This window comes from Pseudomonas sp. AK181 (genome assembly GCF_051122975.1).
Classification (GTDB): domain Bacteria; phylum Pseudomonadota; class Gammaproteobacteria; order Pseudomonadales; family Pseudomonadaceae; genus Aquipseudomonas; species Aquipseudomonas lactis.
Window position 1 is genome coordinate 830583 of the sequence record NZ_CP146348.1, and the last position, 24590, is coordinate 855172.

General features: G+C 51.0%; 23 protein-coding genes and 1 pseudogene. 8 read left to right on the top strand and 16 right to left on the bottom strand.

From position 1 onward, the window contains the following. Positions 1–108: 108 nt before the first annotated feature. The 7 genes from V8689_RS04025 (at position 109) to V8689_RS04055 (ending at position 9936) form a co-directional block, all read left to right on the top strand. Positions 109–1380 (top strand): TolC family protein, encoded by a 1272-nt coding sequence (locus V8689_RS04025; RefSeq protein WP_131672237.1) that lies wholly within the window; start codon positions 109–111, stop codon positions 1378–1380. 67 nt (positions 1381–1447) lie between these two features. Further along, positions 1448–2692 (top strand): efflux RND transporter periplasmic adaptor subunit, encoded by a 1245-nt coding sequence (locus V8689_RS04030; protein ID WP_024073370.1) that lies wholly within the window; start codon positions 1448–1450, stop codon positions 2690–2692. Positions 2693–2716: 24 nt separating this feature from the next. Next, on the top strand, positions 2717–5869 hold the full coding sequence (locus tag V8689_RS04035; protein WP_024073371.1) for a CusA/CzcA family heavy metal efflux RND transporter: 3153 nt from the start codon (positions 2717–2719) through the stop codon (positions 5867–5869). Positions 5870–6018: 149 nt separating this feature from the next. Continuing rightward, positions 6019–6345 (top strand): DUF2790 domain-containing protein, encoded by a 327-nt coding sequence (locus V8689_RS04040; protein ID WP_019818112.1) that lies wholly within the window; start codon positions 6019–6021, stop codon positions 6343–6345. A 789-nt stretch (positions 6346–7134) separates the two neighbouring features. After that, positions 7135–7554: a GtrA family protein gene (locus tag V8689_RS04045; RefSeq protein WP_024073372.1), complete on the top strand. Its 420-nt coding sequence runs from the start codon at positions 7135–7137 to the stop codon at positions 7552–7554. After that, on the top strand, positions 7520–8503 hold the full coding sequence (locus tag V8689_RS04050; RefSeq protein ID WP_024073373.1) for a glycosyltransferase family 2 protein: 984 nt from the start codon (positions 7520–7522) through the stop codon (positions 8501–8503). Before V8689_RS04045 ends, V8689_RS04050 begins: the two co-directional genes overlap by 35 nt. Beyond that, positions 8497–9936, top strand: coding sequence for an ArnT family glycosyltransferase (locus V8689_RS04055; protein ID WP_019818109.1), 1440 nt, complete (start codon positions 8497–8499; stop codon positions 9934–9936). The genes V8689_RS04050 and V8689_RS04055 overlap by 7 nt, the downstream gene beginning before the upstream one ends. 187 nt (positions 9937–10123) lie before the next feature. Here the strand turns inward: V8689_RS04055 and V8689_RS04060 are convergent, their stop codons facing one another. The 4 genes and pseudogenes from V8689_RS04060 to V8689_RS04075 form a co-directional block, all read right to left on the bottom strand. Further along, positions 10124–10354, bottom strand: a complete 231-nt coding sequence (locus V8689_RS04060) for a hypothetical protein (protein WP_019818108.1) — start codon at positions 10352–10354, stop codon at positions 10124–10126. Between the two features lie 604 nt (positions 10355–10958). Further along, positions 10959–12374, bottom strand: coding sequence for a heavy metal sensor histidine kinase (locus V8689_RS04065; protein WP_019818107.1), 1416 nt, complete (start codon positions 12372–12374; stop codon positions 10959–10961). Beyond that, positions 12371–13045 carry a heavy metal response regulator transcription factor gene (locus tag V8689_RS04070; protein WP_019818106.1) on the bottom strand — a complete coding sequence of 225 codons (675 nt, stop codon included), beginning with the start codon at positions 13043–13045 and terminating at the stop codon, positions 12371–12373. The genes V8689_RS04065 and V8689_RS04070 overlap by 4 nt, the downstream gene beginning before the upstream one ends. A 486-nt stretch (positions 13046–13531) precedes the next feature. Next, a pseudogene (locus tag V8689_RS04075) lies at positions 13532–14438 on the bottom strand (cation diffusion facilitator family transporter). An 854-nt stretch (positions 14439–15292) separates the two neighbouring features. On the opposite strand from V8689_RS04075, the gene V8689_RS04080 reads away from it, so the two are divergent. Then, entirely contained in the window at positions 15293–16027 is a 735-nt protein-coding gene (locus V8689_RS04080) for an NADPH-dependent F420 reductase (protein WP_434520682.1), read from the top strand. A 485-nt stretch (positions 16028–16512) separates the two neighbouring features. Here the strand turns inward: V8689_RS04080 and V8689_RS04085 are convergent, their stop codons facing one another. The 12 genes from V8689_RS04085 to V8689_RS04140 form a co-directional block, all read right to left on the bottom strand. Continuing rightward, positions 16513–16737 (bottom strand): hypothetical protein, encoded by a 225-nt coding sequence (locus tag V8689_RS04085; protein ID WP_019818103.1) that lies wholly within the window; start codon positions 16735–16737, stop codon positions 16513–16515. A gap of 83 nt (positions 16738–16820) precedes the next feature. Further along, positions 16821–17426, bottom strand: a complete 606-nt coding sequence (locus V8689_RS04090) for a DUF3275 family protein (RefSeq protein WP_019818102.1) — start codon at positions 17424–17426, stop codon at positions 16821–16823. Positions 17427–17503: 77 nt separating this feature from the next. Further along, the gene (locus tag V8689_RS04095; protein WP_019818101.1) at positions 17504–17839 is read right to left on the bottom strand and encodes a hypothetical protein; all 336 of its coding nucleotides are present in this window, start codon (positions 17837–17839) and stop codon (positions 17504–17506) included. A gap of 74 nt (positions 17840–17913) precedes the next feature. Further along, a complete protein-coding gene (locus V8689_RS04100; RefSeq protein WP_019818100.1) occupies positions 17914–18411 on the bottom strand; it encodes a hypothetical protein in 498 nt (165 codons plus the stop codon). A gap of 108 nt (positions 18412–18519) precedes the next feature. Further along, positions 18520–19056 carry an STY4534 family ICE replication protein gene (locus tag V8689_RS04105; RefSeq protein ID WP_019818099.1) on the bottom strand — a complete coding sequence of 179 codons (537 nt, stop codon included), beginning with the start codon at positions 19054–19056 and terminating at the stop codon, positions 18520–18522. A 95-nt stretch (positions 19057–19151) separates the two neighbouring features. Continuing rightward, on the bottom strand, positions 19152–19403 hold the full coding sequence (locus V8689_RS04110) for a hypothetical protein (protein ID WP_008437363.1): 252 nt from the start codon (positions 19401–19403) through the stop codon (positions 19152–19154). A gap of 304 nt (positions 19404–19707) precedes the next feature. Beyond that, on the bottom strand, positions 19708–20007 hold the full coding sequence (locus V8689_RS04115; RefSeq protein ID WP_073451708.1) for a hypothetical protein: 300 nt from the start codon (positions 20005–20007) through the stop codon (positions 19708–19710). Between the two features lie 931 nt (positions 20008–20938). Continuing rightward, a complete protein-coding gene (gene pilM / locus V8689_RS04120; protein WP_019818097.1) occupies positions 20939–21379 on the bottom strand; it encodes a type IV pilus biogenesis protein PilM in 441 nt (146 codons plus the stop codon). Positions 21380–21436: 57 nt separating this feature from the next. Beyond that, positions 21437–21874 carry a hypothetical protein gene (locus V8689_RS04125; protein ID WP_124356003.1) on the bottom strand — a complete coding sequence of 146 codons (438 nt, stop codon included), beginning with the start codon at positions 21872–21874 and terminating at the stop codon, positions 21437–21439. Continuing rightward, a complete protein-coding gene (gene pilV, locus V8689_RS04130) occupies positions 21807–23123 on the bottom strand; it encodes a shufflon system plasmid conjugative transfer pilus tip adhesin PilV (RefSeq protein ID WP_019818096.1) in 1317 nt (438 codons plus the stop codon). Before pilV ends, V8689_RS04125 begins: the two co-directional genes overlap by 68 nt. After that, positions 23113–24054: an ATPase, T2SS/T4P/T4SS family gene (locus V8689_RS04135; protein WP_008437359.1), complete on the bottom strand. Its 942-nt coding sequence runs from the start codon at positions 24052–24054 to the stop codon at positions 23113–23115. The genes pilV and V8689_RS04135 overlap by 11 nt, the downstream gene beginning before the upstream one ends. 10 nt (positions 24055–24064) lie before the next feature. Further along, a complete protein-coding gene (locus V8689_RS04140; RefSeq protein ID WP_019818095.1) occupies positions 24065–24580 on the bottom strand; it encodes a type 4 pilus major pilin in 516 nt (171 codons plus the stop codon). Between the last annotated feature and the right edge of the window lie 10 nt (positions 24581–24590).

Below are 24590 nucleotides of genomic sequence, written 5' to 3' on the forward strand. Positions count from 1 at the left end.
TGATAGTGATCGCTGATTAGAGTGCCATCACCTGATCCAGAGGAGCTTGGCAGCTGTTTAGGCGTTCTCGCCAAGCTTTATCAAAGTTTGTGCATGAGGACTATCAAAGTGCCCTGGTATAATCACATTGCTTTATCTAAAACCCCCATCTTTCCTTTGAAAGTCTTTGTGTTCTGTATGGTCTTGTCTGGATTGTGGGTGCCTGCCGCATTTGCCCAGAGTCTCAGTCTGGCTGAAGCGCTTTCGACGGCAATAGACGCTAACCCCGATCTTGCAGCAGCACGTCAAGAGATCGGAATCTCTGAAGGAGTGCGCAAGCAGGCTGGACTCATCCCCAATCCTGAAATTTCTTATCAAGTAGAAGACACCCGTCGTAATACCAGCACGACGACTGTCGCGCTTAGTCAGCCGTTAGAGTTGGGTGGCAAGCGACGTGCTCGTGTCGAGGTTGCAACCTACGGTCAAAGCGTCGCGCAGTTAGAGCTGGACCGTCGAGTCAATAGCCTTCGTGCAGATGTTGTTCAATCTTACTACGCTGCTTTGAGAGCTCAGACCGGCTTGAATCTGGCAAAACAATCATTGGAGCTCACCGAACGCGGTCTGCGCATCGTCGATGGACGGGTGCGTGCCGGTAAGTCCTCGCCGGTGGAAGCCACGCGCGCTCAGGTGCAACTGGCTGAAGCCAAGTTACAGGTAAGGCGCGCTGAAACCTTGAAGTCAACGGCTTACCAGCAATTGGCCCAGTTAATAGGCAGTTCGGTCACTGCATTTGATCGTCTTGACTCGCCAGACCTATCTCCCGGCAAGCCGCCGCAAGCTACAGAATTACTGGCGAAGCTCGATCAAACCGCAGATATGCGTCAAGCGCTTGCTCAAATAGATAAGAGCGATGCCTCACTAGGCGCGGAAAAGGCGCAGCGCATCCCGAATCTCACCGTGAGTGTTGGTAGCCAATACGACCGCTCTATTCGCGAGAGGGTCAATGTCGTGGGGCTGTCGATGCCTTTACCGCTGTTTGATCGCAATCAGGGCAACATTCTTTCCGCTTCTCGCCGCGCAGATCAGGCCCGAGACCAGCGAAACGCTGTTGAGCTCAGGCTACGTTCCGAAACTCAAACCGCAGTGAATCAGTGGGCTACCGCCATGCAGGAGGTCGAGTCCTATGACAAGACGATCCTGCCTTCAGCTCAACAGGCCGTGGATACCGCAACTCGTGGATTTGAGATGGGCAAATTCGGTTTCATCGAAGTGCTGGATGCTCAGCGCACCTTGATAGTTGCTCGTGGCCAGTACCTCGACTCTTTGGCGGCTGCGACCAATGCGCGTGCTCAAGTGGAAAGGGTGTATGGCGACGTCGGCTTGACTGCCAATACGCGCTGAACAGGCCAGGCATTTTCCTTGTATGCGTCTTTGAATAAGCCGGTACCTAAGATCAGCAGGAGTAGCAATGGATAACAAACGCAAGATCGCGCTCGCGGTAATCGCTGTGGCAGTCCTCGGATTTGGCAGTTTCGCCTGGAACTCCAGTTCCGAGCAGCCTCCAGTCAGTAAGGCCGAACATGGCACTGAAGATGGCCATGAGAGAACTGCTGTAGCACCTGCTAAAGACGGGGGGGATGAAGGTCACGGTGAGGAAGGCCACAGCGAAAATGCCAATGAGGAAGAGGGCAAGATGACGCTTAGCGCCGAGCAGATTGAGGCTGCGGGCGTCGTTCTGGAAGCAGCTGCTCCCCGTGAGATTAGCACTATTGTGACTTTTCCTGGCGAAATACGGTTTGATGAGGACCACACCGCACATGTGGTACCTCGCGTTCCTGGAGTTGTTGAAAGCGTTCAGGCGAACCTGGGCGAGTCGGTCAAGAAGGGCCAAGTCCTTGCGGTGATTGCCAGTCAACAGATCTCGGATATGCGCAGTGAGCAACAAGCTGCACAGCGACGTGTTGAGTTGGCACGCTTGACTTTTGACCGCGAGAAGCAGTTGTGGCAGGACAAAATCTCCGCCGAGCAAGATTACCTTCAGGCGCGACAAGCTTTGCAAGAAGCTGAAATATCACTGGCCAACGCTAAGCAAAAGGTCGGAGCAATCGGCGCTTCGGTCAATTCTGCAGGCGGTAACCGCTATGAACTGCGTGCGCCTTTCGACGCAGTTGTAGTGGAAAAGCACCTGACCGTCGGTGAGGTGGTCAGCGAGGCAACCAATGCTTTCATCCTGTCCGATCTTAATCAGGTGTGGGCAACTTTCGCGGTTCCTCCTGGCGATCTCGGAAAGGTCGTGACTGGCCGCTCGGTAAAGGTTTCTTCTCCTGACATGAAGGCTGAGGTCGAGGGCAAGGTGGGTTACGTAGGCAGCCTTTTGGGCGAGCAGAATCGTGCAGCGCCCGTCCGTGTCACTCTGACCAATCCCAATGGGGCCTGGCGACCGGGGCTGTTCGTGAGCATCGCAGTCACGTCACAAACTGATCAAGTTGCTGTAGCTGTTCCAGAGTCAGCGGTGCAGACCGTCGAGGAAAAAACTGCAGTTTTCGTGAGGACCACTGAGGGCTTCGACACTCGCAGGGTAACTCTAGGTCGCCGTGCCGGTGGCTATGTGGAAATAACCGAAGGCCTCCAATCGGGTGCCCAAGTGGCAACCAGTGGCAGCTTCACGCTCAAGTCTGAGCTTGGCAAAGCGTCTGCCGAGCATGGCCACTGATGCGAATTTACAGGATGATTTCTTATGTTTGAACGTATCATCAGATTCGCCATTGAGCAGCGCATCGTAGTAATGATCGCAGTTCTAATCATGGCCGGTATAGGTATCTACAGCTACCAAAAACTGCCCATTGATGCGGTGCCTGATATCACAAACGTCCAGGTGCAGATTAACACTGGCGCCCCTGGTTACTCGCCGTTGGAAACCGAACAGCGGATCACGTTTCCAGTTGAAACGGCCATGGCCGGTCTTCCGGGCCTTCAGCAAACCCGATCCCTATCTCGCTCCGGCTTGTCACAGGTCACCGTGATCTTCAAAGACGGTACTGACATCTTTTTTGCCCGCCAACTCATTAACGAGCGTTTGCAGGTTGCAAAGGAACAGTTGCCAGATGGGGTCGAGGCCGTCATGGGGCCTGTATCCACCGGGCTTGGTGAAATCTTCCTGTGGACCGTTGAAGCGGAAGATGGCGCACTCAAAGAAGATGGTACTCCTTACACTCCCACCGACCTGCGAGTGATCCAGGATTGGATTATCAAGCCGCAGCTGCGCAACGTCCCTGGTGTTGCCGAGATCAACACCATCGGTGGCTTCGCCAAGCAGTTTCTGATTGCGCCGGACCCGAAGCGGTTGGCTACCTACAAGCTGACACTTAATGACCTGGTAGTTGCATTGGAAAGCAACAACGCCAACGTGGGCGCCGGTTACATCGAGCGTAATGGTGAGCAGTTGCTCATTCGTGCGCCGGGTCAGGTAAGCAATATCGAAGATATTGCCAACATCGTAATTACCAGTGTAGATGGCACGCCGATTCGCATCAGCAACGTTGCTGAAGTCAGCATCGGTAAAGAACTGCGAACGGGGGCTGCTACTGAGAATGGTCGCGAAGTAGTACTCGGTACCGTATTTATGCTGATTGGTGAAAATAGTCGTACAGTGTCCCAAGCTGTGGCCACCAAATTGACCGACATCAACCGCACCCTGCCGAAGGGCGTGGTTGCTGTGACCGTTTATGACCGTACCAACTTGGTTGAAAAAGCCATTGCGACGGTGAAGAAGAACTTGGTGGAAGGCGCGATTCTGGTAATTGCTATTCTCTTCCTGTTCCTCGGCAACATCCGCGCAGCACTGATCACCGCAATGGTGATCCCGCTGTCCATGCTATTTACCTTCACAGGTATGTTCAACAACAAGGTTAGTGCAAACCTAATGAGTTTGGGAGCACTCGACTTTGGCATTATTGTAGATGGTGCCGTGGTTATAGTAGAAAACGCGATCCGCCGACTGGCTCATGCGCAACACAAGCATGGTCGCATACTCACCAAAGCAGAACGCTTCCATGAAGTCTTTGCCGCTGCAGGTGAAGCTCGCCGGCCACTGATATTTGGCCAGTTGATCATCATGGTAGTGTATCTGCCGATCTTCGCCCTAACCGGCGTCGAAGGAAAAATGTTCCACCCCATGGCATTCACTGTCGTAATGGCGCTGCTGGGGGCAATGATTCTTTCCGTAACCTTTGTTCCTGCTGCTATCGCCATGTTCATCACTGGCAAGGTCAAGGAAGAGGAGGGCGTGGTAATGCGCACCGCCCGACAGCGCTATGAGCCGATACTGCAATGGGTTCTTGGGCACCGGAACATTGCGTTCTCGGCTGCAGTAGCTCTGGTCGTACTTAGCGGTATACTTGCAAGTCGTATGGGTAGCGAGTTCATTCCCAGCCTTAGTGAGGGCGACTTTGCGATGCAGGCTATGCGAGTGCCCGGAACGAGCCTTACTCAGTCCGTCGAGATGCAACAGCGCCTGGAGAAAGCGGTAATAGCGCAGGTCCCAGAAGTAGAGCGGATGTTCGCACGCTCGGGTACTGCAGAAATCGCATCTGATCCAATGCCGCCTAACGCCTCTGACGCCTACATAATGCTTAAGCCTCAGGATCAGTGGCCAAATCCCAATAAGCCTCGTGATGAGCTGATCGCTGAGGTGCAGAAAGCCGCAGCAGGTGTCCCGGGAAGCAACTATGAGTTGTCCCAGCCGATCCAGTTGCGTTTCAACGAGCTGATTTCGGGCGTGCGTAGTGACGTTGCGGTGAAAGTTTTTGGCGATGACATGGACGCGCTCAACAGCACCGCCAACAAAATCGCGGCATCGCTTAAAGCGGTACCGGGCTCATCGGAGGTCAAGGTTGAGCAGACTTCCGGCCTTCCTGTGTTAACCATCAACATCGACCGCGAAAAAGCAGCACGCTACGGTTTGAACATCGCGGATGTGCAAAACTCAATTGCTATTGCTGTGGGTGGCCGCCAGGCAGGTACATTGTATGAGGGCGATCGTCGGTTCGATATGGTGGTGCGACTGCCTGAGACCGTGCGCACTGACGTAGCGGGTATGTCCAGCTTGCTGATTCCTGTGCCTGCTAATGTTGCTCAGGATGCTAATCAGATAGGGTTCATTCCTCTGTCCCAAGTCGCTAATCTTGACTTGCAGTTGGGCCCGAACCAGATCAGCCGCGAAAATGGGAAACGGCTGGTAGTAGTTAGTGCAAACGTTCGAGGCCGTGACCTAGGCTCGTTCGTTGAAGAAGCGACTAAGTCGCTGGCTACTGTGCAGATCCCAGCAGGCTACTGGACTACCTGGGGTGGCCAGTTTGAGCAGTTGCAATCAGCAGCCAAGCGTCTGCAGATCGTTGTTCCAGTCGCATTGCTTCTGGTCATGACACTGCTGTTCCTGATGTTCAACAACTTGAAGGATGGCATGCTGGTCTTCACCGGAATTCCATTCGCACTCACCGGCGGTGTAGTTGCACTGTGGTTGCGGGATATCCCGCTGTCTATCTCGGCGGGAGTTGGCTTCATTGCGCTGTCCGGTGTGGCAGTTCTAAACGGCCTGGTTATGATTTCTTTTATCCGCGGGCTGCGGGAGGAAGGACGTACCCTCCGGCAAGCGGTAGATGAAGGCGCGTTGACACGGTTAAGGCCCGTTCTGATGACAGCCCTAGTCGCATCCCTCGGATTTATCCCGATGGCTCTCGCAACAGGTACCGGTGCTGAAGTTCAGCGGCCACTGGCGACAGTGGTGATTGGCGGGATTCTTTCGTCTACCGTGCTTACTCTGTTGGTGCTTCCTGCTCTGTATCAATGGGCACACCGCAAAGATGATGATGGTGATGAAGCGGGTAGCTGATAGCCCATAACAGAAGCCCACAGCAACGTTGTGGGCTTTTCATTCTGGATATTGTTGTCACCTTTCAAAATTGTAAGTTTACCGTCATGCCGGTGATGCCTGTGAGTTGATAAGGTTACTCCCAATAAGATTGATATTGAGAGGACCTTATGAAAAAGCTTATCATTGCGGCAGCCCTAGCTGTTTTGCCTATAGTTTCACAAGCTACTACGTTTTCCGAAAAGAAGCAGTTGCAATATATTCAGGAACATCAGAACGCCGTGGCTAGCTATGCGGCGAAAAATAATAAGCCAATACCAGAGATTCAGGACTACAAGTATGGAATGAAGATTGATGTTGCAAAATTTGTGCGTCAGTCCCAGGATCCCCGTACTTGCGAGGTGTATCAACGGTTGATGACCTACGAAGACTCGCGGGGTGAGCTTAATACGATTCGTTATTCTTTGTTTTCCCAATGTGTCAACAACAAAAATTGAATGCATCGATAGGATTTTTAGAGGCCATAGAAAAACGCCAGGCGATGCCTGGCGTTTTCTATGGTCCTTGACATGTTTTAACCAAAGATTGTCAGTCCTTGCCCCCCTCCCCAAAAGTAAGTCAAGTCCAGCTAAAAAATTTAGGCCGGCGAATTTGCACTCAGAAGCAGCGAATTTTGAAAAAAACTGATTTCTGTGACATCCAGGCAAAGCATGAGCACTGACTCAGTCGAAGTGCGGCTTGATAAGGGTGTTTATTGGAAAGTTTATAATTGGCTCGGGGCTTAGGCTTACTTAAAGACTTAACTCCGGATAATTGCTTTAGGTGAGTCCTCAGGCTTTGAACGAAAAACGAAAGTCGATGGTGTGGCAGCAAGTTCTGGGTCGTACTAGCTTGCTACCCAACCAAAAATAAACACTGAATATATGGGCTTAGCTCGACGACACGTACGTTTAGCAGGTTGCTTCTTGTTTAAACTGATGGGCGCTCGTGAGAAAATGGATCACTGGTTGGTAAGTTGATACTTAATTGGTGTAATTATTGGTGTCGTTACTGGTTTTCATGTTTTGAGAAAGTGCTTAATTGTCCAAGATCTAAAGTGCCATCATGTATATGCTCTTATCAGAATTGTAATCTCTGGATCATGCTAGAGTTATTTGTTCAGTTTATTATTAGGGTTTTTTGGTGTTTGTTGGGTGGCACAGCTATTGTCGAGGTGCTGCATCATTTAGTTCTGAAATTACATGCAGTTCACTTTTTTTTCACTTCGGGTTGTTTAGTCTTTGTAGATGGAAAATACAAGCATGTCGATCATAGCTTTGCTTATTCGTTATCTAGGCATTGGATTCGTAGCAACCGGGGGGCACTATTTTGTATTTCTCCTGCTTATTGTAAATGGAGTTACTGATCCAGTGTTAGCCAGCGTTGGCGGAGGCGTGATAGGCGCTATTATTAGCTATATTGGTAATAGAAGGCTCAGTTTCGTGGCGACGGGAATTTATAAGCTTCAACCTATCAGGTTTGTACTTGTCTCGTTGGCAACTAATATCGGTAATGGTGTAGGTATGTGGGTTCTGATTAAATTCAATCTCTCACCGCTTGTCTCTCAGATTTTAGTGACTTTAACCCTAACTGCGCTCGGATTCACTGCGCATCGTTTCTGGACATTCAATCATGCGGACATCACATCGGCTTTCCGAACGCGCTGACCCCTTGTTAACAATAGTGGTTCCTTGCTTTCAAGAAGAGCAAACCATTCCGGAATTTCACAAGCGCATCACCAGAGTTGTAAAGCGCCTGCCTGTTTCGTGCGAGATTCTCTATGTCGACGATGGTAGTAGCGATCAAACTGCAGACCTACTTCGACACTATCAAGATGGATCAAATGTACGATGCCTGTTCCTAAGTCGGAACTTCGGAAAAGAGGCTGCGTTAAGTGCAGGGATCGACCATGCACGCGGTAGCGCATTGATCTTCATTGATGTCGACCTTCAGGATCCACCTGAACTCATCTCGAGTATGGTATATCATTGGCAGATGGGTTACGACGTTGTGAACATGCAACGCGACTTGCGAACTGGCGACTCCTGGCTAAAACGCACGAGTGCACGTAGCTATTACTGGATCATGCAGCGCCTGGTGGAGAAAGTTGATCTTCCGGTGGATGTCAGTGACTTCCGTCTGATTGGTCCTGCTCCATTGGCCGCCTTAAGAGCGCTGGACGAACGCTCCAGAATTCTTAAGGGTTTGATCGGCTGGGTAGGCTTTCGCACCATTGAGTTACCCTACAATCGCACTTCCCGTCATGCCGGCAATACCAAGTGGAACGCCGCTAGCCTGCTGGACCTAGCCATCGAAAGTATTCTCAGCTTCTCCCGCAAGCCGCTTCGTATATTCAGTCTCATTAGCTTCAGTTTCTTTGTCTCCAGCATCTGCTACCTGCTCGCAGTACTGGTAGCAGGCTCCTTTGACATCCATCACCTGCTTGTCGGAATTGCTTCATTCATGTGCGTGGGTGTTGCACTGGTGGGCGAGTACGTAGGCGTAACGCTCGCGGAGGTCAAACGCCGCCCCCTTTATTTTCTAAATAGTAATAATGAAGCGCGACCCATGACTATTCATCCTCCGGCTTCCTCACTCGAGGGTAAGAAATGCTGAATTTGAAAAGCGAGCGAACATTGTGGTTCATCCTGAGTTCGATTCTGCTTTTGCGTCTCCTGGGGCTGGGCGTATATCCCCTGATGGATACCTCTGAAGCACGCTACGCTGAAATGGCACGCAAGATGGTTGAACTGAGTGACTGGGTGACTCCGATGTTCGATTACGGAGTTCCATTTTGGGGCAAGCCACCGCTGTCTTTCTGGACCCAAGCGGCGAGCATGACGGTATTCGGCACCAATGAGTTTGCTGCTCGATTCCCAGCCTGGTTTCTCCACTTGGCAAGCTGCTTCATCATCATCAGGCTCGCGACACAGGAGGTATCGCGCAAGGCGGGCATTTGGGCAGCCATCATCTTTTCCGGCACGGCGCTGGGCTTGGTGTCCAGTGGTGTTGTGCTGACTGACCCCGTTTTATCGTTCTCGATCCTGTTGGCCAGCTATGGTTTCTGGCGTTGGATGAAGTGCGCAGGCAAAGGGGATGCCTACCTTATGTTCTTAGCTCTCGGCTTGGGCCTGCTTGCTAAAGGGCCACTGACCTTGGTACTGATGGGCGCGCCAGCATTTTTTTGGATCGTCATCTACAAGCAATGGAATCGGGTATTGAGGCTTCCTTGGGTAACGGGGATTGCTCTCATGTTAGGTATATCAGTGCCTTGGTACATTGCAGCCGAAATGAAGACGCCGGGTTTCCTTGAGTATTTTTTTGTCGGCGAGCACTGGAGCCGATATGTTGTAAGTGATTGGGCCGGGGATCTCTACGGGAGTGCTCACGCCAAGCCCTACGGCACCATATGGATTCAGCTTGGCTTAGCGTTGCTTCCTTGGACTTTCTTTCTACCCCTCGTTATTAGCAGGCGTGGGACGATGCAGCGCTTCGATGTATACCTTTGGCTTTGGGCATTGGCGACACCTGTTTTCTTTACTTTCTCTGGTAACATTCTCTGGACCTATCTTCTTCCTGCTCTGCCTGCATGGACGCTACTCCTTGCCGAATGTATCAGCGAAGTGGGCAGAAAGACTGCTTGGGCTGCTGCAGCGAGCGCTCTGATGCTGCCAGTCGCGGGCGCCGGTATTATCTATAACGGTGTGCTTGAGGATCGTCCTCAGAACCAGCGAGATTTAGTGCAGGCCTGGCTGGATGTGCAGTCGTCTCAATCGGGCCCCCTGATTTATCCTGGCCGCCGCTCGTATTCGTCGGAGTTTTATAGCCGGGGAATGTCCAAAAGCATCAAAGATCCTGACAAGTGGCCTCGCGACAGATCGTTCTACCTTTCCAGGCGTTTGCGCGACAGCGATTCTGATCTACCTGTAGACGTTGGTTGCAAAATAATCACTGAAACGAACGCGAGCCAACTGCTTCTATGCCGCTGGAAGGACACTGCACAGGATGGTGAAAATATTCTAGGAGATAGTGCTACTGGCTCCCGTTGAAAGTAAGAGCCCGGCGAAGAGAGTATTTAAATTTCTAGCTGCTTTTCAGTTTAAAGTGAATAATCCATCTCAGGATTTATCTTTGATGCTGAAAAATTATTTAATAAGTACAATTAGGGAGAGGTTGCTAAAAAGCCAGATATTAATCTGGCTTTTTGTCGATGGCTTTGATCGTGTTAATTGTTTTTTACTGTCTCTTAGTTGTCGACTTGCTGCTAATGCCCTTAGGTTCTTTCTGTTTTTCTTGAGCAATTTTCTGCTTACTTTTCTCCGATACATCAGGACCCCATAGACGAGCTTGCTCGGCTCGGAAGTTATCTTTGAAATTTTTGGTTCGCTCGAAACCGTCTTCAGCAAAAGCGGAACTCATAAATCCAGTCAGTACGATACCAATAGAGAGGAGTTTTATGAATTTCATTGTGCCCTCGATGTTTACTAGGTCTGCTTAACTAGCAGCCTTTGTGGTTTGATAGTTTAGGATTTTGAAGCTAACAGCAGGGTGAGGGAATCATTACAATTTCGTAATTTATGCGTTTGGTGAAACGGTATAAATTTTGTGTTTGTGAAAGCTCCGAAGCAGGCTATTTTTCTTTCATAACCTTTAATGTGATATCTAAGCCATTGATGTTTTTGGATTTTTTGCCACTAGTGGAAGCTAGCCATAAACGATCTAAAGACTGTGTAGCAGCGATTGGATATTTTTGTTTACGCATCGAAGCTAACGGCTAGATTAGCTGGCATCTCAAATGCGGCGCCGTTGGCGGTTAGTCAAACTGGCTGTCGAATTTTTTTGACTCCGTCTGTGGTTCACTCAGAGGGGCGTGAAAGAGTTTAAGGCGGGGGGGGGGGGGCGTGCCGATAAGGTCGCGTTATATGTGGCTGCTCGCCATATTTTCGGGTAGGGCTGCCTTCCCCTCTAGACGTCGAGCTAAAGACCAAAACAATACGGCAGCCCTCAGGCATTAAAGCTTTCAAGTAAAAAAGAGAGCTCTTCTAAAATCGGCCCCCTCCATATACGGGACCTAGGCTGCGCCCATTTGCGTTTGCTTCATTTGGGTGTCGGGAAAGTTGAGGTGAAACCAGGTAAAATTCTGATCAGTCACTTCTACGCTCGCAGAACCCTGATGCAATCCCATAATTGACTGTACTATAGCTAGGCCCAGACCCGTACCACCTTCATTTCGTGCTCGGCTTTTGTCTACACGGTAGAACCGCTCGAACAAATGCACCTGGTGTTCCTTGGCGATTCCGCGCCCCGGGTTACCAACACTCAAGGTAGTTCCGTTAGCACCGCGTTGAACTTTCACGTAAACCGTCCGGCCTCTTGGGCAGTAGCGAATCGCGTTCGAGACAAGGTTCGAGATGGCTCGTTGAATCATTATCTGATTGCCACGCACCACGCCATTTCCTGTGAGCTGGAGTTGTATTTCGCCTTCTTCGGCCGTAATGCTGAAGAGGTCGCAGACCCGCTGAATTTCGTCGAGCAAACAGACATTTTCGAATTCTACCATTGACGCGGGGTGGCTGACCTGGGCTAGAAATAGCATGTCGGAAACCATTCGACTCATGCGGTCCAACTCTTCCGTGCACGACTCCAAGACTTCTCGGTACTCAGGAAGAGACCTTTCCCGGGTCAGCGCAACCTGAGCCTTACCCATGAGATTGGACAAAGGTGCACGCAGTTCGTGAGCAAGATCGTCCGAGAACTGCGATAGCTGCTGAACCCCATCATCTAGACGCATCAGCATGATATTGATTCCATCGCCGAGCTTCTTCAGTTCTGCCGGCATCCCCTTCGTTGGTAGGCGATGATCAAGGCTCTCGGTGGAAATTTTCGAGGCAATCCTCAAGAACTTGGTCAGAGGCAGTAGTCCTCTGCGCACAGTCCACCATCCAATGGCCAAGATCAGCAAGAGAATAAGAGGCGAGACCATCAGCGCCCAGGTTAGCAATGCATCGAGCAGGGCTTGGTTGGCTGACTGGTCCATGGTCATGAACACACTAACTTCGGTTCCATCGCCTAGATTCATTACTCGCGAAGCGCTAAGTAGCGGGCGACCCGTGGAGTCACGCCACTCGTGCTGTTTAACCTGCTCGGTTGGCTTGAACTTGTGCACTTCCAGGTTGACTGCCTTCGAACCTATTGAGAGCAGTGGAGTTTGCGTTTGTCCTGACTCAAAGATGCTGACGTACAGATTATTGTGCCCCATGACCAAGTCAACTAGCTGGTGCGCGTCTGGATTGACATCAGCGATACTAGTGATAGCGGATAGGTTGTGAGTCATACCCGCCATTTTCACTTCGAGGTCCATTCGGGAGTTTCTCTCGAGAGCTTGGCTCACCATCACATACCCAAAGGTGGCGAAAAGGAGGAGCAGCGCTGCGCTCATCAAACCGACTTTGAATCCCAGCTTCACAGCCAGACTGAACGGCCTCATGCGCGCTCCTCCAGAACGTACCCTATGCCTCGAAGTTTATGTATGAGCTTGGTCTCAAATGGATCATCGATCTTCGAGCGTAATCGCCGGATAGAGACGTCAATAACGTTATTATCGCAGTCAAAGTTCATGTCCCATATCAGCCAGATGCTCTGAGAGCGTGTAAGTGCTTTGCCAGCTCGACTAATGAGAAGGTGCAGGAGAGCAAATTTCTTGGTGTTGAGGTCTATGCGTGTAGATCCACGGAACACCCGATGGCGCACAGAGTCGAGCTCTACATCCGAAATTCTCAGCGCGTTTTTCTCAAAAAGCTCGTCGCCACGTCTTTGCAGCGAGCGCATGCGAGCAAGCAGCTCGGGAAACTCGAAGGGCTTGACGAGGTAGTCATCTGCGCCACCGTCCAAACCCTTGAGCTTGTCGTTGGTTCGTCCCCAGGCAGTCAGCATAATGACGCGGACCCGGCTGGTTTCTCTAATGACTTCCAAAAGGTCCAAGCCATTGATGTCAGGGAGGTTCACATCGAGAAGCAGAAACGAATAAATATTAGTATTGAATAAGTGAGCGGCATCAACACCATTGTTTGCTATATTTACGATGTACCCGCTTTCAGAAAGGCCCTGCTGAAGGTATTCTACGTTTTTGGTTTCGTCTTCCACAACTAGAACGCGCATAACTTATCTCAGGATGTGAGTAAAATAATAGTCCAATCGGCCGCCAGTGTGGTTATACGCTGATTGGTAGTACTGCTGTGTGCTTGGTGTTTAATTTCATTATTTATTTTCATGCGCATTACATTAACTCAATAATAACTGATCCTAGCGCGAATTGGCTAAATGCGCGTAAGCTTTGCAAATTTGTAATTTTTGCGCAATATTATTGATAGTTATGATAAATTGATTGTTTGGAATAATCGAGAATCTGTCAATGGTAAGGTTTTTAAGGCCAAAGCTGGCGGATGCCTTCAGTGCGCGTAGCAGGCGAATCTGCCTGAAGGCTCCTTTAATATTGGCCGCCGGTCAACTCGATTAGTCGTTAAATTTAGAGGTGGCAGTAATGCATATTTAAAAGCGCGTATAGTCTTGGGGAACGCATCTTAAGTCGATTTTTCTTAGGGCTTCTGCCTGCAAATACAACAATTAGCGTCATCAAAAAAACGACTAGTGTGAAGGCTTCGGAGCATTATCATGAAAGGCTGCTTGCTCCATTTGAATCGTGCAGTGATGAATTTCGAACGATTTACTCACCGCGTCAATGACTGATGCGAGAATAACATCTCGATTTAATGAATCTCGCACGACTACGTGCGACGTCAGGATATTGCGGCCACTACTTAGAGCCCAAACATGCAGATCATGGACCTCCATGACCCCATCTACTCCAAGTATCAGGGACTCTATTTCCGCAATATTGAGATTGTCGGGTACCCCTTCCATAAGTACCCCCCAAGCTTTCGCGCAACAACTGCCAAGTACGTGGAAACACCCATATACCGATTGCTACGGCGACAATCGTATCGACCCAGCTCCAACCTGTAAATCGGATGACAAGTGCCGCTATGATCACGCCCAATGAACCAAGCATGTCGCTCCAGACTTCAAGATAGGCTCCCTTGAGATTCAGACTTTCACTGCTGGCAGAGGAGAGCAGACGCATCGATATCAGGTTCACAAAAAGACCCCCAATTGCGATCCACATCATCGCACCGGTAGCAATCTCCGACGGTACTAGCAAGCGCTGATACGCCTCGTACAAAATGTAGGCAGCGACCATAAAGAGTAATAAGGCATTGAACGTTGAGGCTAGGATCTCTATGCGAGCATATCCAAAAGTCCGTTTCTGGTCCGCTGGCCGCTTGGCTATTTGGAGAGCAATCAGTGAAATTGCCAGAGCAGCAGTATCTGTGAGCATATGTGATGCATCAGACAGCAGGGCTAGGCTGCCGGTAACGCATGCTCCGATAACCTCCGCAATCATAAAAATACCAGTCAGGGCAAGCGCCATGAGTAGTTTTTTCTGGTGTCCTTCACGTAGAGCGGCACCGCCATGAGCGTGATTGGATCCCACATGCTTCTCCTTGCCTAATGTAGTGGTTGGCTTCAATCTAGATTCTCATCGCTACAAACAAAAACACAAATATGGATCCTACCTTTCAGAACGGCTAATAAAACTCATTTAAACTAATTGTAGTTTAGGATGAAAGTATGTTGTTGGTATGCGATTTTTTGCAGACCTGCGTCTCCTCTAGCCGGCGATACGGTGCTAGTCAACAGCCTACTTTGACACGGCTCAAAAAAAGAAGGTTCCGCTGGGATTGTGTCAGAATTGTAATTCTGCTGTAGCTATCTCGTTATCCGTCGTCAAAAATAATACGGCTAGCTAAAAATTTACGCTACGTAGCGGTGTCGCTAAGCACAGACACGAAATTACCTCAAACTCCTCGCAACGCTGCTGAGTAACATAATTACCTAGTTTTTTAACGCCGGCCGCGGTCAATATTTTCATCGCAAATTCTGATTCCTTAATCACTGAACTATCTCGTAAGGAAGAAACCGCGGGTTTTGAAATGATGCTCGGCGATACGGAGCTCGAGAGTGCCGTTCGATGTGAGGGGTTAGGTCGATGACACCGTTGAGATGCGGAACGGACTGAGGCTTAACCATTAACACCGATTGTCGAAAGTGGTCGTCGCTACCGACCCAAAAGGGGCGAATGGCGGTAATTTGGATGCCGCTAGACGCTGGCATCGTGTGCCGATTACCGACAGCGTAACCTTTCATTCTTGAAGAGTCGTATTTACCTGAGTCAAGCGACATGCGTGCTCACCCCAGATCGCAGCGGCTTTGCGACACGCTTGATTCATTCGCACACCTAGCCAGGTAGCAACTTGAATATTGGTTGTGGGTGAGGAGGTTATTGAAGTGAAAATCGGAGTTAGCGGCGCCGGCAATATTGGGGCTACCCTTGCCCGCAAGCTCGTCGCGTGCGGCCATGAAGTTAAGCTGGCAAATTCGAAAGGCCCCGAAAGCCTTCAAAACCTGGTCAGTAAAATCGGCGCACACGCTGTGACCAAGGAAGAGGCAGTGTCCGAGGTAGGCGTTGTGATCCTCTCGATACCCTTCCCAAAATATCCAGATCTCAAACAGACGTTAAAGAATGTCCCCGAGAAAGTCGTTGTCATTGACACGTCCAATTACTATCCGGGACGCGACGGGGCAATCATAGAAGTTGACGACGGCAAGCCCGTGAACGTTTGGGTAAGCGAGCAGTTTAGCCGCCCGGTCATTAAGGCTTGGAACGCCGTCCTTGCAGCGACTCTTGCCGACAATCGGCAACCAACTGGATCTTCGACACGCATTGGCTTACATGTAGCAGGGGATGACACTCATGCAGAGGCCGTCGCGCAGGATCTCGTTGAGGATACGGGCTTTATCGCGCTTGCCGCTGGTAGCCTTGAAGATTCGTGGCGTCAGCAACCAGGAACACCAGCCTACTGCACCGAGCTAACATTGCCGGAGCTGAAGATGGCGCTGGAGGCGGCAGACAAGGTACGGGCACCTCAAAACCGAGACGCACTTATCGCAAAATTTATGGTTCCCGGCAGTCAGTTTACAGATGAGCAAATTGTTGCCACAAATCGCGCTAGGACGGCCTGACTACCGGATTAGGCGGGATTCTTTGCTAGAATTTCGCCTAATTGATCTAGTCGCTAAACTCATCTCTTTACGTAAACAGGGCACTGCAGACGCGTGCCTAACTCAGCGTCTGGATGAGGCCGCGAATTTCCTAACCTGTCCTGTATCGCGGCCTAGGCCACGTCACGTTGTTCAAGCATCCGCTCAATCTCAGCGCCAGCTAAAGCGTCGCAAGCGTGCGGCGTGGTCTACTACCGATCTCAACTATTAAGGCGTTGGCGTCAGGAAGGCGTGTTTACCGGACGCTTACCTTCAAGGAATTCCGGGCAACACAGAAACAAGAACGCCGATTTGATTGATGATGTTCGTGCGAGCAAACACATCTAACAAACCGGCGTTCTTATGTGCGATATTATACTTTTCTTCCTTTTTGGGAGGGCTTTTCTGTCGTTAACACAAAGCCTGATGGTGATGCCCTCCAGATCGATCTGACTCCCCGCGCCAAACTAGACCGTCTCGTTTTGAAATAGTGGGCTGTGCCCAGTGAGAAAGATTTGCCCCAGGTATTTGGGGCGAAGGGCAACGGCGCCATCGGCTTGTTCTGCCGTCATTTCGAGCTCCTCTACGAAGAAGTCCCAAAGCTCCTCATTCGTCGATACCTCGTTATTGGCGAGCTGATCTTCGATGTTTTCAAGGATTTGTTGGGTCAGGTTATTGAAGATTAGATTCATGTGCTGCTCCTGTTGAGTCGAGGAGCGCCCAGGAGGGAGCCTCTCATGAATGTGCCGATTGGCTTGGCGTATCGCCGGCATCGTTAGGTATTGGAGATATTCCATACCTGCAGTTTGAAGTTGTGTAAATAGCCGAGCTCCGAGAGCCGACTGCACTGTTGGCGTAGTTGCTGACGATCAACAGTTGTGTCCAGCCTGACTGTATAGCTTAGAGGCCAGATTGTGCCGAACAACTCGGCATCTGCCTCGAGGTCGTTGGTTGCGCCGGTCGGGGTCATCCCGAACGGGGCATCCTCTTTTGATACCTGTTTATTGGTGGCCGGTAGGGCGGGCGGATTATTACGCTGCACAGGCTTGGAGAGGTTGGAAGAAGACTCTTCATCCATAGGGTCAGGCTCGTTTGGCGAGAGCCTGGCGGCGTCTTCTGGTGTCAGATTGTCGACGTCGTCGAGGCTCATGCTTTCCAGCCTTGCACGGATCTCAACGATCAGGCGGCCTGCTGTGGAGTAATACGAAGGACGGATCTCCGTTATCAGAAAGTCGCCTCGGTATTTGCCTTCATCGTACTGATCGAGGAGTGCGTCTTTGATCACGAACTCACCGATAGAGGTCGAAAGCCGTCCGACGTTGAATTCGCCATTACGGCCGCTGATGGTACGGATGGCCAGTTGGCCGGGGATGTTGATCATGGGCAGCTCCACACTGCTACGAATGAAAAAAGCCCGACAGGTGTCGGGCTTTGGGCAGTGCTGTGATTGTCGAAGGATTACGGGCAAGAAGTATGAGTTTCTTCCTTGAGTGAGATGTACAGATAGAAAACGCCTGGCGGTGATTCTATACGGTCAAGTTTTAGGTCCAGCCAGACTCGATCAGTGCTATTGCCGGCAGGCAATAAACGATAGAGGCCGAAATGGATCTGTGTGCTGTCAGGTTGCAAGTGCAGTTCTCGGTAGGCCTCCAGGACAACTTCGCCCAGTCGCTCACTGACAACACTTGCATCCTGAGGGTTTTCAATATGCACCGCTTCCTGCCAGGCCCGGGGTGTTAAAACGACCGGGAGCTTGAGCAGGTCAGACGACACGAGGTTAGTGGTGCTTTGCATGTTTATCTCCAGGTGTGAGAAACCACCCGGCCCGTCCGGGAAGTGGTTTCCCGGTTAGGTATGTTTTGGTTATGTCAGGACCAGCACACGTGGCGTTGTGTCCAGAGGTTGAGGTCAAAAGCTTGTTTCGCGGCATATTCGCTGCGGTAGTATTCTTCGGACTCCCTTGATACCGGTTCAAACTCATCAGCGGTACCAATGTAATAGCCCGCAGCGCTCTTCAGTATTTGGAGGGGGTACTCGATACCGCACTCGGCGAATGCAAGTTTCCCGTATGCAAAATCCGACACAATGTATGGTTCCGGTGTTATTAGCTGCTGCTGGTCTTCTTCAGTAAAGCGTGACCAACCGCCACCATTAATGGCCGCGTTCACTCCTTCGCCCCAAGCTCGACTGAGCGCAGGAACGGTTTTGAACAGCTCGGGTACGATCGGCTGGCCGGCGCGGTACGCGTCGGCACCCAGAATATGAGCCTCGATCTCAGCCTCATATTGGGTAATCTCGTCGCCATAGATTTCCGCTTTTGCATAAGCAACGCGTATATCGAGAGATTGCGTAAATAACGTGTTCATAAAGGTGAGTCTCCAACGGACGAGAATCACCGTGCCCGGAAGGGAGGTGTTCCCTGCGGACTTTGATAATAATGAAGGCACCCGAAGGGTGCCTTTCAACAAAGTGAATCAAGATGCCGTACGCTGCTGTTTAGCGGGCGTTGGCTTGGATTGTTCCTCTGCTACTGGCTCGGATGCTTCTTCGCTTGCGAGCTGTGCTTCAGGTTCCGCTTCGCCGTCTTCAACAACTGGTTCTACTTCACGAGGCTTTGCTTCATAGACGGTTTGGCCATCCACCTTGATCCAGCCGATAAACAACAGGCGTCCCTTGAGGCTTGCTCCAGGTTGACCTTTTTTATCGCCTTTCTCGTAGGTAAATGCGTCGGTCCAGATATCACCGATGCGGAAGCTCACAAGGACCTTCTTTCCGGCTTCAACGGCTGCTTGGCTGCGACGAATCAGCTTTTCAGCTTCAGCGCCGACCACGTTGCAGTCGATATAGGAATACTCGGCATCATCCATCGAGCCGCGCAGAGCCGCAACGGTAACTGCCATGAATGGCTTACCTTTGCCGCGAGGTTTCACTTCACGGATACGGTTGAGATAACCGATACCAGTGGTGTGAAGGTCGAAGAATTTTGCTTCGTTGGATTGATTAGTGCTCATGGTGATTCTCCAGTTTCGAAATAACAGAAAGCGGAGAAACACTTCGCCCTAGGGGGAAAGTATTCCCCGCGAGGGTGGGTGGAGCTTAAGGTTGTTTAATGCATCAGCTTCATTGCAGCAATCATTACACCGACAGCTGCAGACAACATGACGCCCATGCGAATGGTGAGCTTGACTTCAAGCTGTGAAATCTCAGATTTGAACTCTGCAGCAAGAGCAGTTAAATCTGCCTTGGTAGCCAAACGTGAAAGCATGTCGGTCTCCAAAGCTTCAATAACAGCATTTGCCTTCTGTTCCGGGACGTTAATCGAAATCAACGCCTGGTAGAGAGCCAGTTCAGTTTTCATCAGACCTCCAAAAGTGAGAGGCCTGCCCTGACGGGGTAGGCCCGTCATGGGTGGGAAAGGTGCTTCCATCGACTAAGTCGACTGATCGCGCTACCGGAAGCTATGGCGATCTTGGGAGTGGATCAATGCAGAAAACCGCATCGTAGTCTTGCGGATCCAGACTACTTGGGCATGTTGCTGACGACGTCAGCGATACATGTGCAGATCATGGAAATACGATTGTCGCTTGTCAAGCCCCTACCGTGAAAACTCTGAGGAAACCTTCCCTTTGGGAAGGCTCCCTACAGAGGCGAAGGACGCAGACTTAGCAAGTTGCTGGCACCAACGAGCGTGCAGCTGGCTTCTTACGCGGTTTCCGAGCTGGCTTTTCGACCACTCGAGTGTTAGCCGCGTACCAAAGGTTCAGGTCGACACCTTTACGAGTTATTGCCGGTACATGATCCATCTCACGTACGAGACGCTCAGGTACGCAGGGCGGTGGAAGCAACGGAGCTGCTTTGGTATGGATAGCTGTGGGCGCAGCGCTGGTTTTCTTTACCGCACGCAGAAACTGTCGCGTGATGGTGCCAAGCGCGAAACCGAAGCCATAAGCAAGTTTGGACATGGTGATTCTCCTGCAGGTTGAATGCGGAGAACCCACTGACCCCGTTGGGGAAGTGATTCCCCGCGAGGTGAGTTGCATAAGGTGCTTCCATCGACGATTGTCGACCGACCGCGCTACCAGAAGCTCAGCGGTCTTGGGCGGATCTGACACGAACATCGTGTCGCAGTCTTCAAGATCCTGACTGCCTGGGCATGATGCTGACGACGTCAGCAAAGCACGTCCATATCATCGAAGGGGGGATGGTGATGTGTCAAGCGGAGAGGGATATTTCGCGGAGGGCAAAGAAGGTTCAGGTCGACAGGAGAAGCTACCGAGAGTAGCTGGGTCAACAGTCACTCTCGGATGTAGTAAGTAGCGTCTTTCAGAAAAAAATACCACCTGTGCGGGATGAAGGCGTTGTTGATCCCTGGGCTGTGATCTGAACGTCTTACTTCCAACACCTGGCCGATTATCGTGGCTGAGGCCAGCTAGCATAAGGCACGCATCCGCGCACAAAGGGAGCCCTGCGTTTCGCCGGCGGGCCACCGGCAAGGAAAAGCAGCTACCAATAGGTAGCCTGATCATCCTTTGCAAGATGATCAGGCTACCTATTGTGTGAGCTTTAAAAAGTGTGGGCCACAACACCAGTGTGGCCCTTAGACTACGGTGCTTCGAACCTCAACAGAGCCCTATGTGCCTTTGAACTCGCAATTCACGAGTTAGACGGCTGCGTGTCTGGCTTGAACAGGGAGACACAGGGAGAGCTCTGAACCAGGTCCGCACGCCCTTCCCGGAGCTATGCGTGCTTTGGGGTTGGTGATGAGGCAAGCCGCATCACCGGGCGCTACTGATGACCGCCAGTAGCCAACGGGGTGGAAACGTTGTTGTGATCATTATGTTGATAGGCCGGAGCTTATGCAACCCGGCGCCTTTCAAAGTCGGTCGACTCAGACTAATTGACTGCGACGACCGCACCTTCGGGAACAGGGGACGGAATTGCTATACCGGTCGCCCCAGTTATCTGTGAAATCAGCATTCCTGAACGCTTTAAACCAACGGTAGTTGTCTTTGTCAGGTCTACCAGCACAGAAGGCAAGCCTGACGGTGCAACCCCATCAAAATAAGTATAGGCCGTTCCTGATGAGATGTAAGAACCTACGCCCACAGGTTTCACAAACCACCCAGGTAGGTTGAGCGCAGAATCGCTCGGTACTCCGCTGAAGCCCGGGTTGGCCTGGGCATATTCGGTAGCGGCAGATCGGTACACCAGAAAGCCGCGACCCAGTGAGTCGAGGGTAGCGTAGTCGGATGTACGTTGGTCCTGATGTTGGTTCTCCATGAAAATGCTGGAGGCAATGAGCACAATCATCAAAACGAGCCATTGCATTGTCATGATATGAGCTCCATCCACAAAATGGTGGTTGTTACCACCTACGCGTCAATAACAAAACTATTTCGTGAGGATAATCAATGTTAAGCAAATTCCTACTAGGCCAAGCGCAATGACAGTCCACTTTGCGGCTCGCTTGATGCTCATTGGTTTGCGTTGTGGATTGATTAATTCCATAGTGGCGATCTTTTTTACTAAATAACGACCAGAGGCCGTTGGTTGTAACTTGTAAGTGAACTCGCCGACCTCGAATGCCTCTTTTTCTTCTAGTGCGCGACGCCATAGCACAGTTGAGCATATCCTGCTTCGGGTGCTTAGCCAGGTCTGTAATTCTCCAGCACTATACTCAACGTTATTCTCAAGCGTCTGCACTGCAATAATCCCCATAAACATACTATAAAACGTTTTTGAAATTTTATAAATGGATGCTTTATTTGAAGCAGCTCCAATAGAAAAGACCTGGCCAGGAAAGTCGAGATGTGGAGAGAAACCATCCACTTGCATTTCTGAAGATGTACCCAGTCTCACTATCCCCGATGCCAAAAGCGCCAGTTAAAGAGCATGACTTCCATGTAGTGTCGCCAAGGGAGCAGGTCACACTTCCTCTGGCAGGCGCCTGGCAGGTGCCCTGGATCAGCTGGAATTCCCACCCACCTGGTCTTTTCCATAAGCCTTGTTCGCAGGACAACGTTATTCCCGCGGCGCTTTTTGCAAGAAGGGTTCGGTCACTGCACTGTTGCCCCTCGGTAGCTATGCCTCCCAGGGACAAATATTCATTTGTCTGAATGCGATCATAGGCCGTTATCTTGCCCGTCGAGGTTATCTTTCCACCCCATAGTTCACCTCCGGTTGAAAAGTTTTTGTCGTTATAAACTTGGACCCAGTTGGGGCTATTTTGATAAATCCCGCCTCCCCATTTTTCGCTGTACCAGCCTGTGTCACCACGTGTTCTGAACCAACCACCTGTGCTGGTATCACCGGTAATGGTTGCAGTAGCGGCATTAACATTGGCTGTGGCGATAACGTTTCGAGCTGTAATGTCGGCGTTAGCTGTTATGTTGCCTGACGCTGTGATACTTCCTGCGTTGTTAATATTGTGGTTGCCCATCGTGATATCAGTATTCATCGTGTTGAATTCTGGATGATTGGGCACTGCGTTTCGATATAGATAGTCATTAGCCAACGCTCCATCCATAAGAAAAAGTGCGCTAGCTGTATGTCCTGGGCCAGGAGCTATAGCATAGTTACTTAGTGCTACCTGCCATCCACCCCGCACGCCCTGGACGATGTTCGGATTGGCAGAAGAGATGAACCCACCAGGTCCTCCGAGATTTTCAGCGATGGTTCGAATACCCATTTCAGGAATCGTCTGCCCACCTGTAGTAACCACAATCACTTCCAGTTGATTGGCGTTGGGTTTCCGGGCGAGGCCGACAATGGTCTGCCCAAAGGCGTTAGTGGGGCTATAACCTGCAGGAAGGTAGTTGGTGTTGACGAGCATCGGAACGGTTATTTGCACCGGTACGGTTGCTGCCGCGTTGGCCAGCACCACGCTGTAGTTATCCTTCAGATATTTGGCCAATGCCTCTGAAATGGTTCTCTGTTGATCAGCCGCAATTCGATAGTCCTGAGAATCCATCTGCTTGATTTGCCATGCGATCGCCAAAGTGACGACAACGGAGAAAACGGCCAATCCGATCGCCATGTCCAAGCTCAAGAACCCCCGCTGCTTGATCCTACTGGTCATTCCAGAGACTCCTTGATGATTGGTGAGCGATGTCGTGATCGAGCATCGTGATCTTTCCTGCATGGACTTTCTCTCGGATGCCCGGTCCGTCATCGCCTGTGAAAAGCAGGCTCTGCAGGGTTAATCGACGACTTCCTTCGTTGCCACTTGATAAGGACTGGTGAAGAACAGCCACCAACCCCTTGGAGAGCAGCTCTCGGGCGTTATTGAGTAACGGCTGAGCCAGGGCTGATATACGTTCAATGCCTTGAGTAACGCTGCCGGCATGACCTGTGCTGATAATGAGATGGCCATTGATCGAGGCTTGAATTACTTGTGCTGCTGTCGAGCTGTCGCGAATTTCTCCCACGAACAGGAAATCGGCTCTTGTGCGCAGCGCTAGGATCAAAGCTTCCTCGTATCCCCCCATCCGGCGAGAGACCGGAACTTGAATGCAGCGCCCACTCCCATGCCTGCCATTCAAAAATGGTTCTGGAGGATCCTCTACAGCCACACAAATGCCTCCCCAGGCCTCGAGACGTGCTTTCACCAGTGATGCAGCACTTGAGGTTTTCCCTGTGCCCATTTCCCCACAAATAAATATCAGGCCGCGTACCGTGTCGCTCATCAGCGCGTCCTGCAGATAGTCGGGCAGACCCAGCATGTCCAATGGACGGATCTGGACTGAGGATTTGCTTACGACAAACACAGGCTTGCCATTCAAATCCAGCAACTGGGTTACACGAAGGACGACGCCATCTTCAATTAGGGCGAACTCTGGATCCTGGGTTGCCTTGTGCTTTTCCTCGCACTGCGCCCGTAAGCGCTCAAGGTCTGCCCGCCATTCGGCGGGCGCTTCAACCCTTCGTGCCTGCCCAGGGAGACCTTTGGCGTCGGCAAATCCATCGCCGAGGTACAGGTCGACGAATTCAGCATCAGAGATCACGCTCACACTGAGTTCCTTAGTACGAAGTCCAAGCGATGGTATTGGCGTCCGAGGAGCAGCTGGTCGCAGCTGCCACCGCAGTGATTTCGCCGGCAATTGCAGTGCCGCCATTGATCGCCGTCGTTGTCTGTTTGTCCTTGGCCATGTTCGAGGCAAGGGTGATGCAGGCATTTTTCGGAAGGTTGGATTCTGTGATGGTGAAGGTCATGCCGTTGCTCATTACGGTCACTGCGCCGTTCCAGCGGTTGGACAGGGCATTACCGTTGATGCTCATGCCGCCAGTTGCCTCGAGGTTGATCAAAGAGGGCGCCAAGTTGGTGCCTGCCGTGGCGTAGCCCGTGGTGCTTTTCAGTCGTTTGGTATTGCTCAGCAACGTGCCGAGATTGCTCTGTTCAATGGTGACGTCCGAGCTGCCGAACGTTCTGTAGCCCATGAACACGATGAAACCAAGTGCCACCGCGATCAGCATCAACCAGAACATCCCGTCCAGGGAGAGAAATCCGCGTTGGTTGTTTTGAGTGTTTGTTGGCATTTCCAGTACC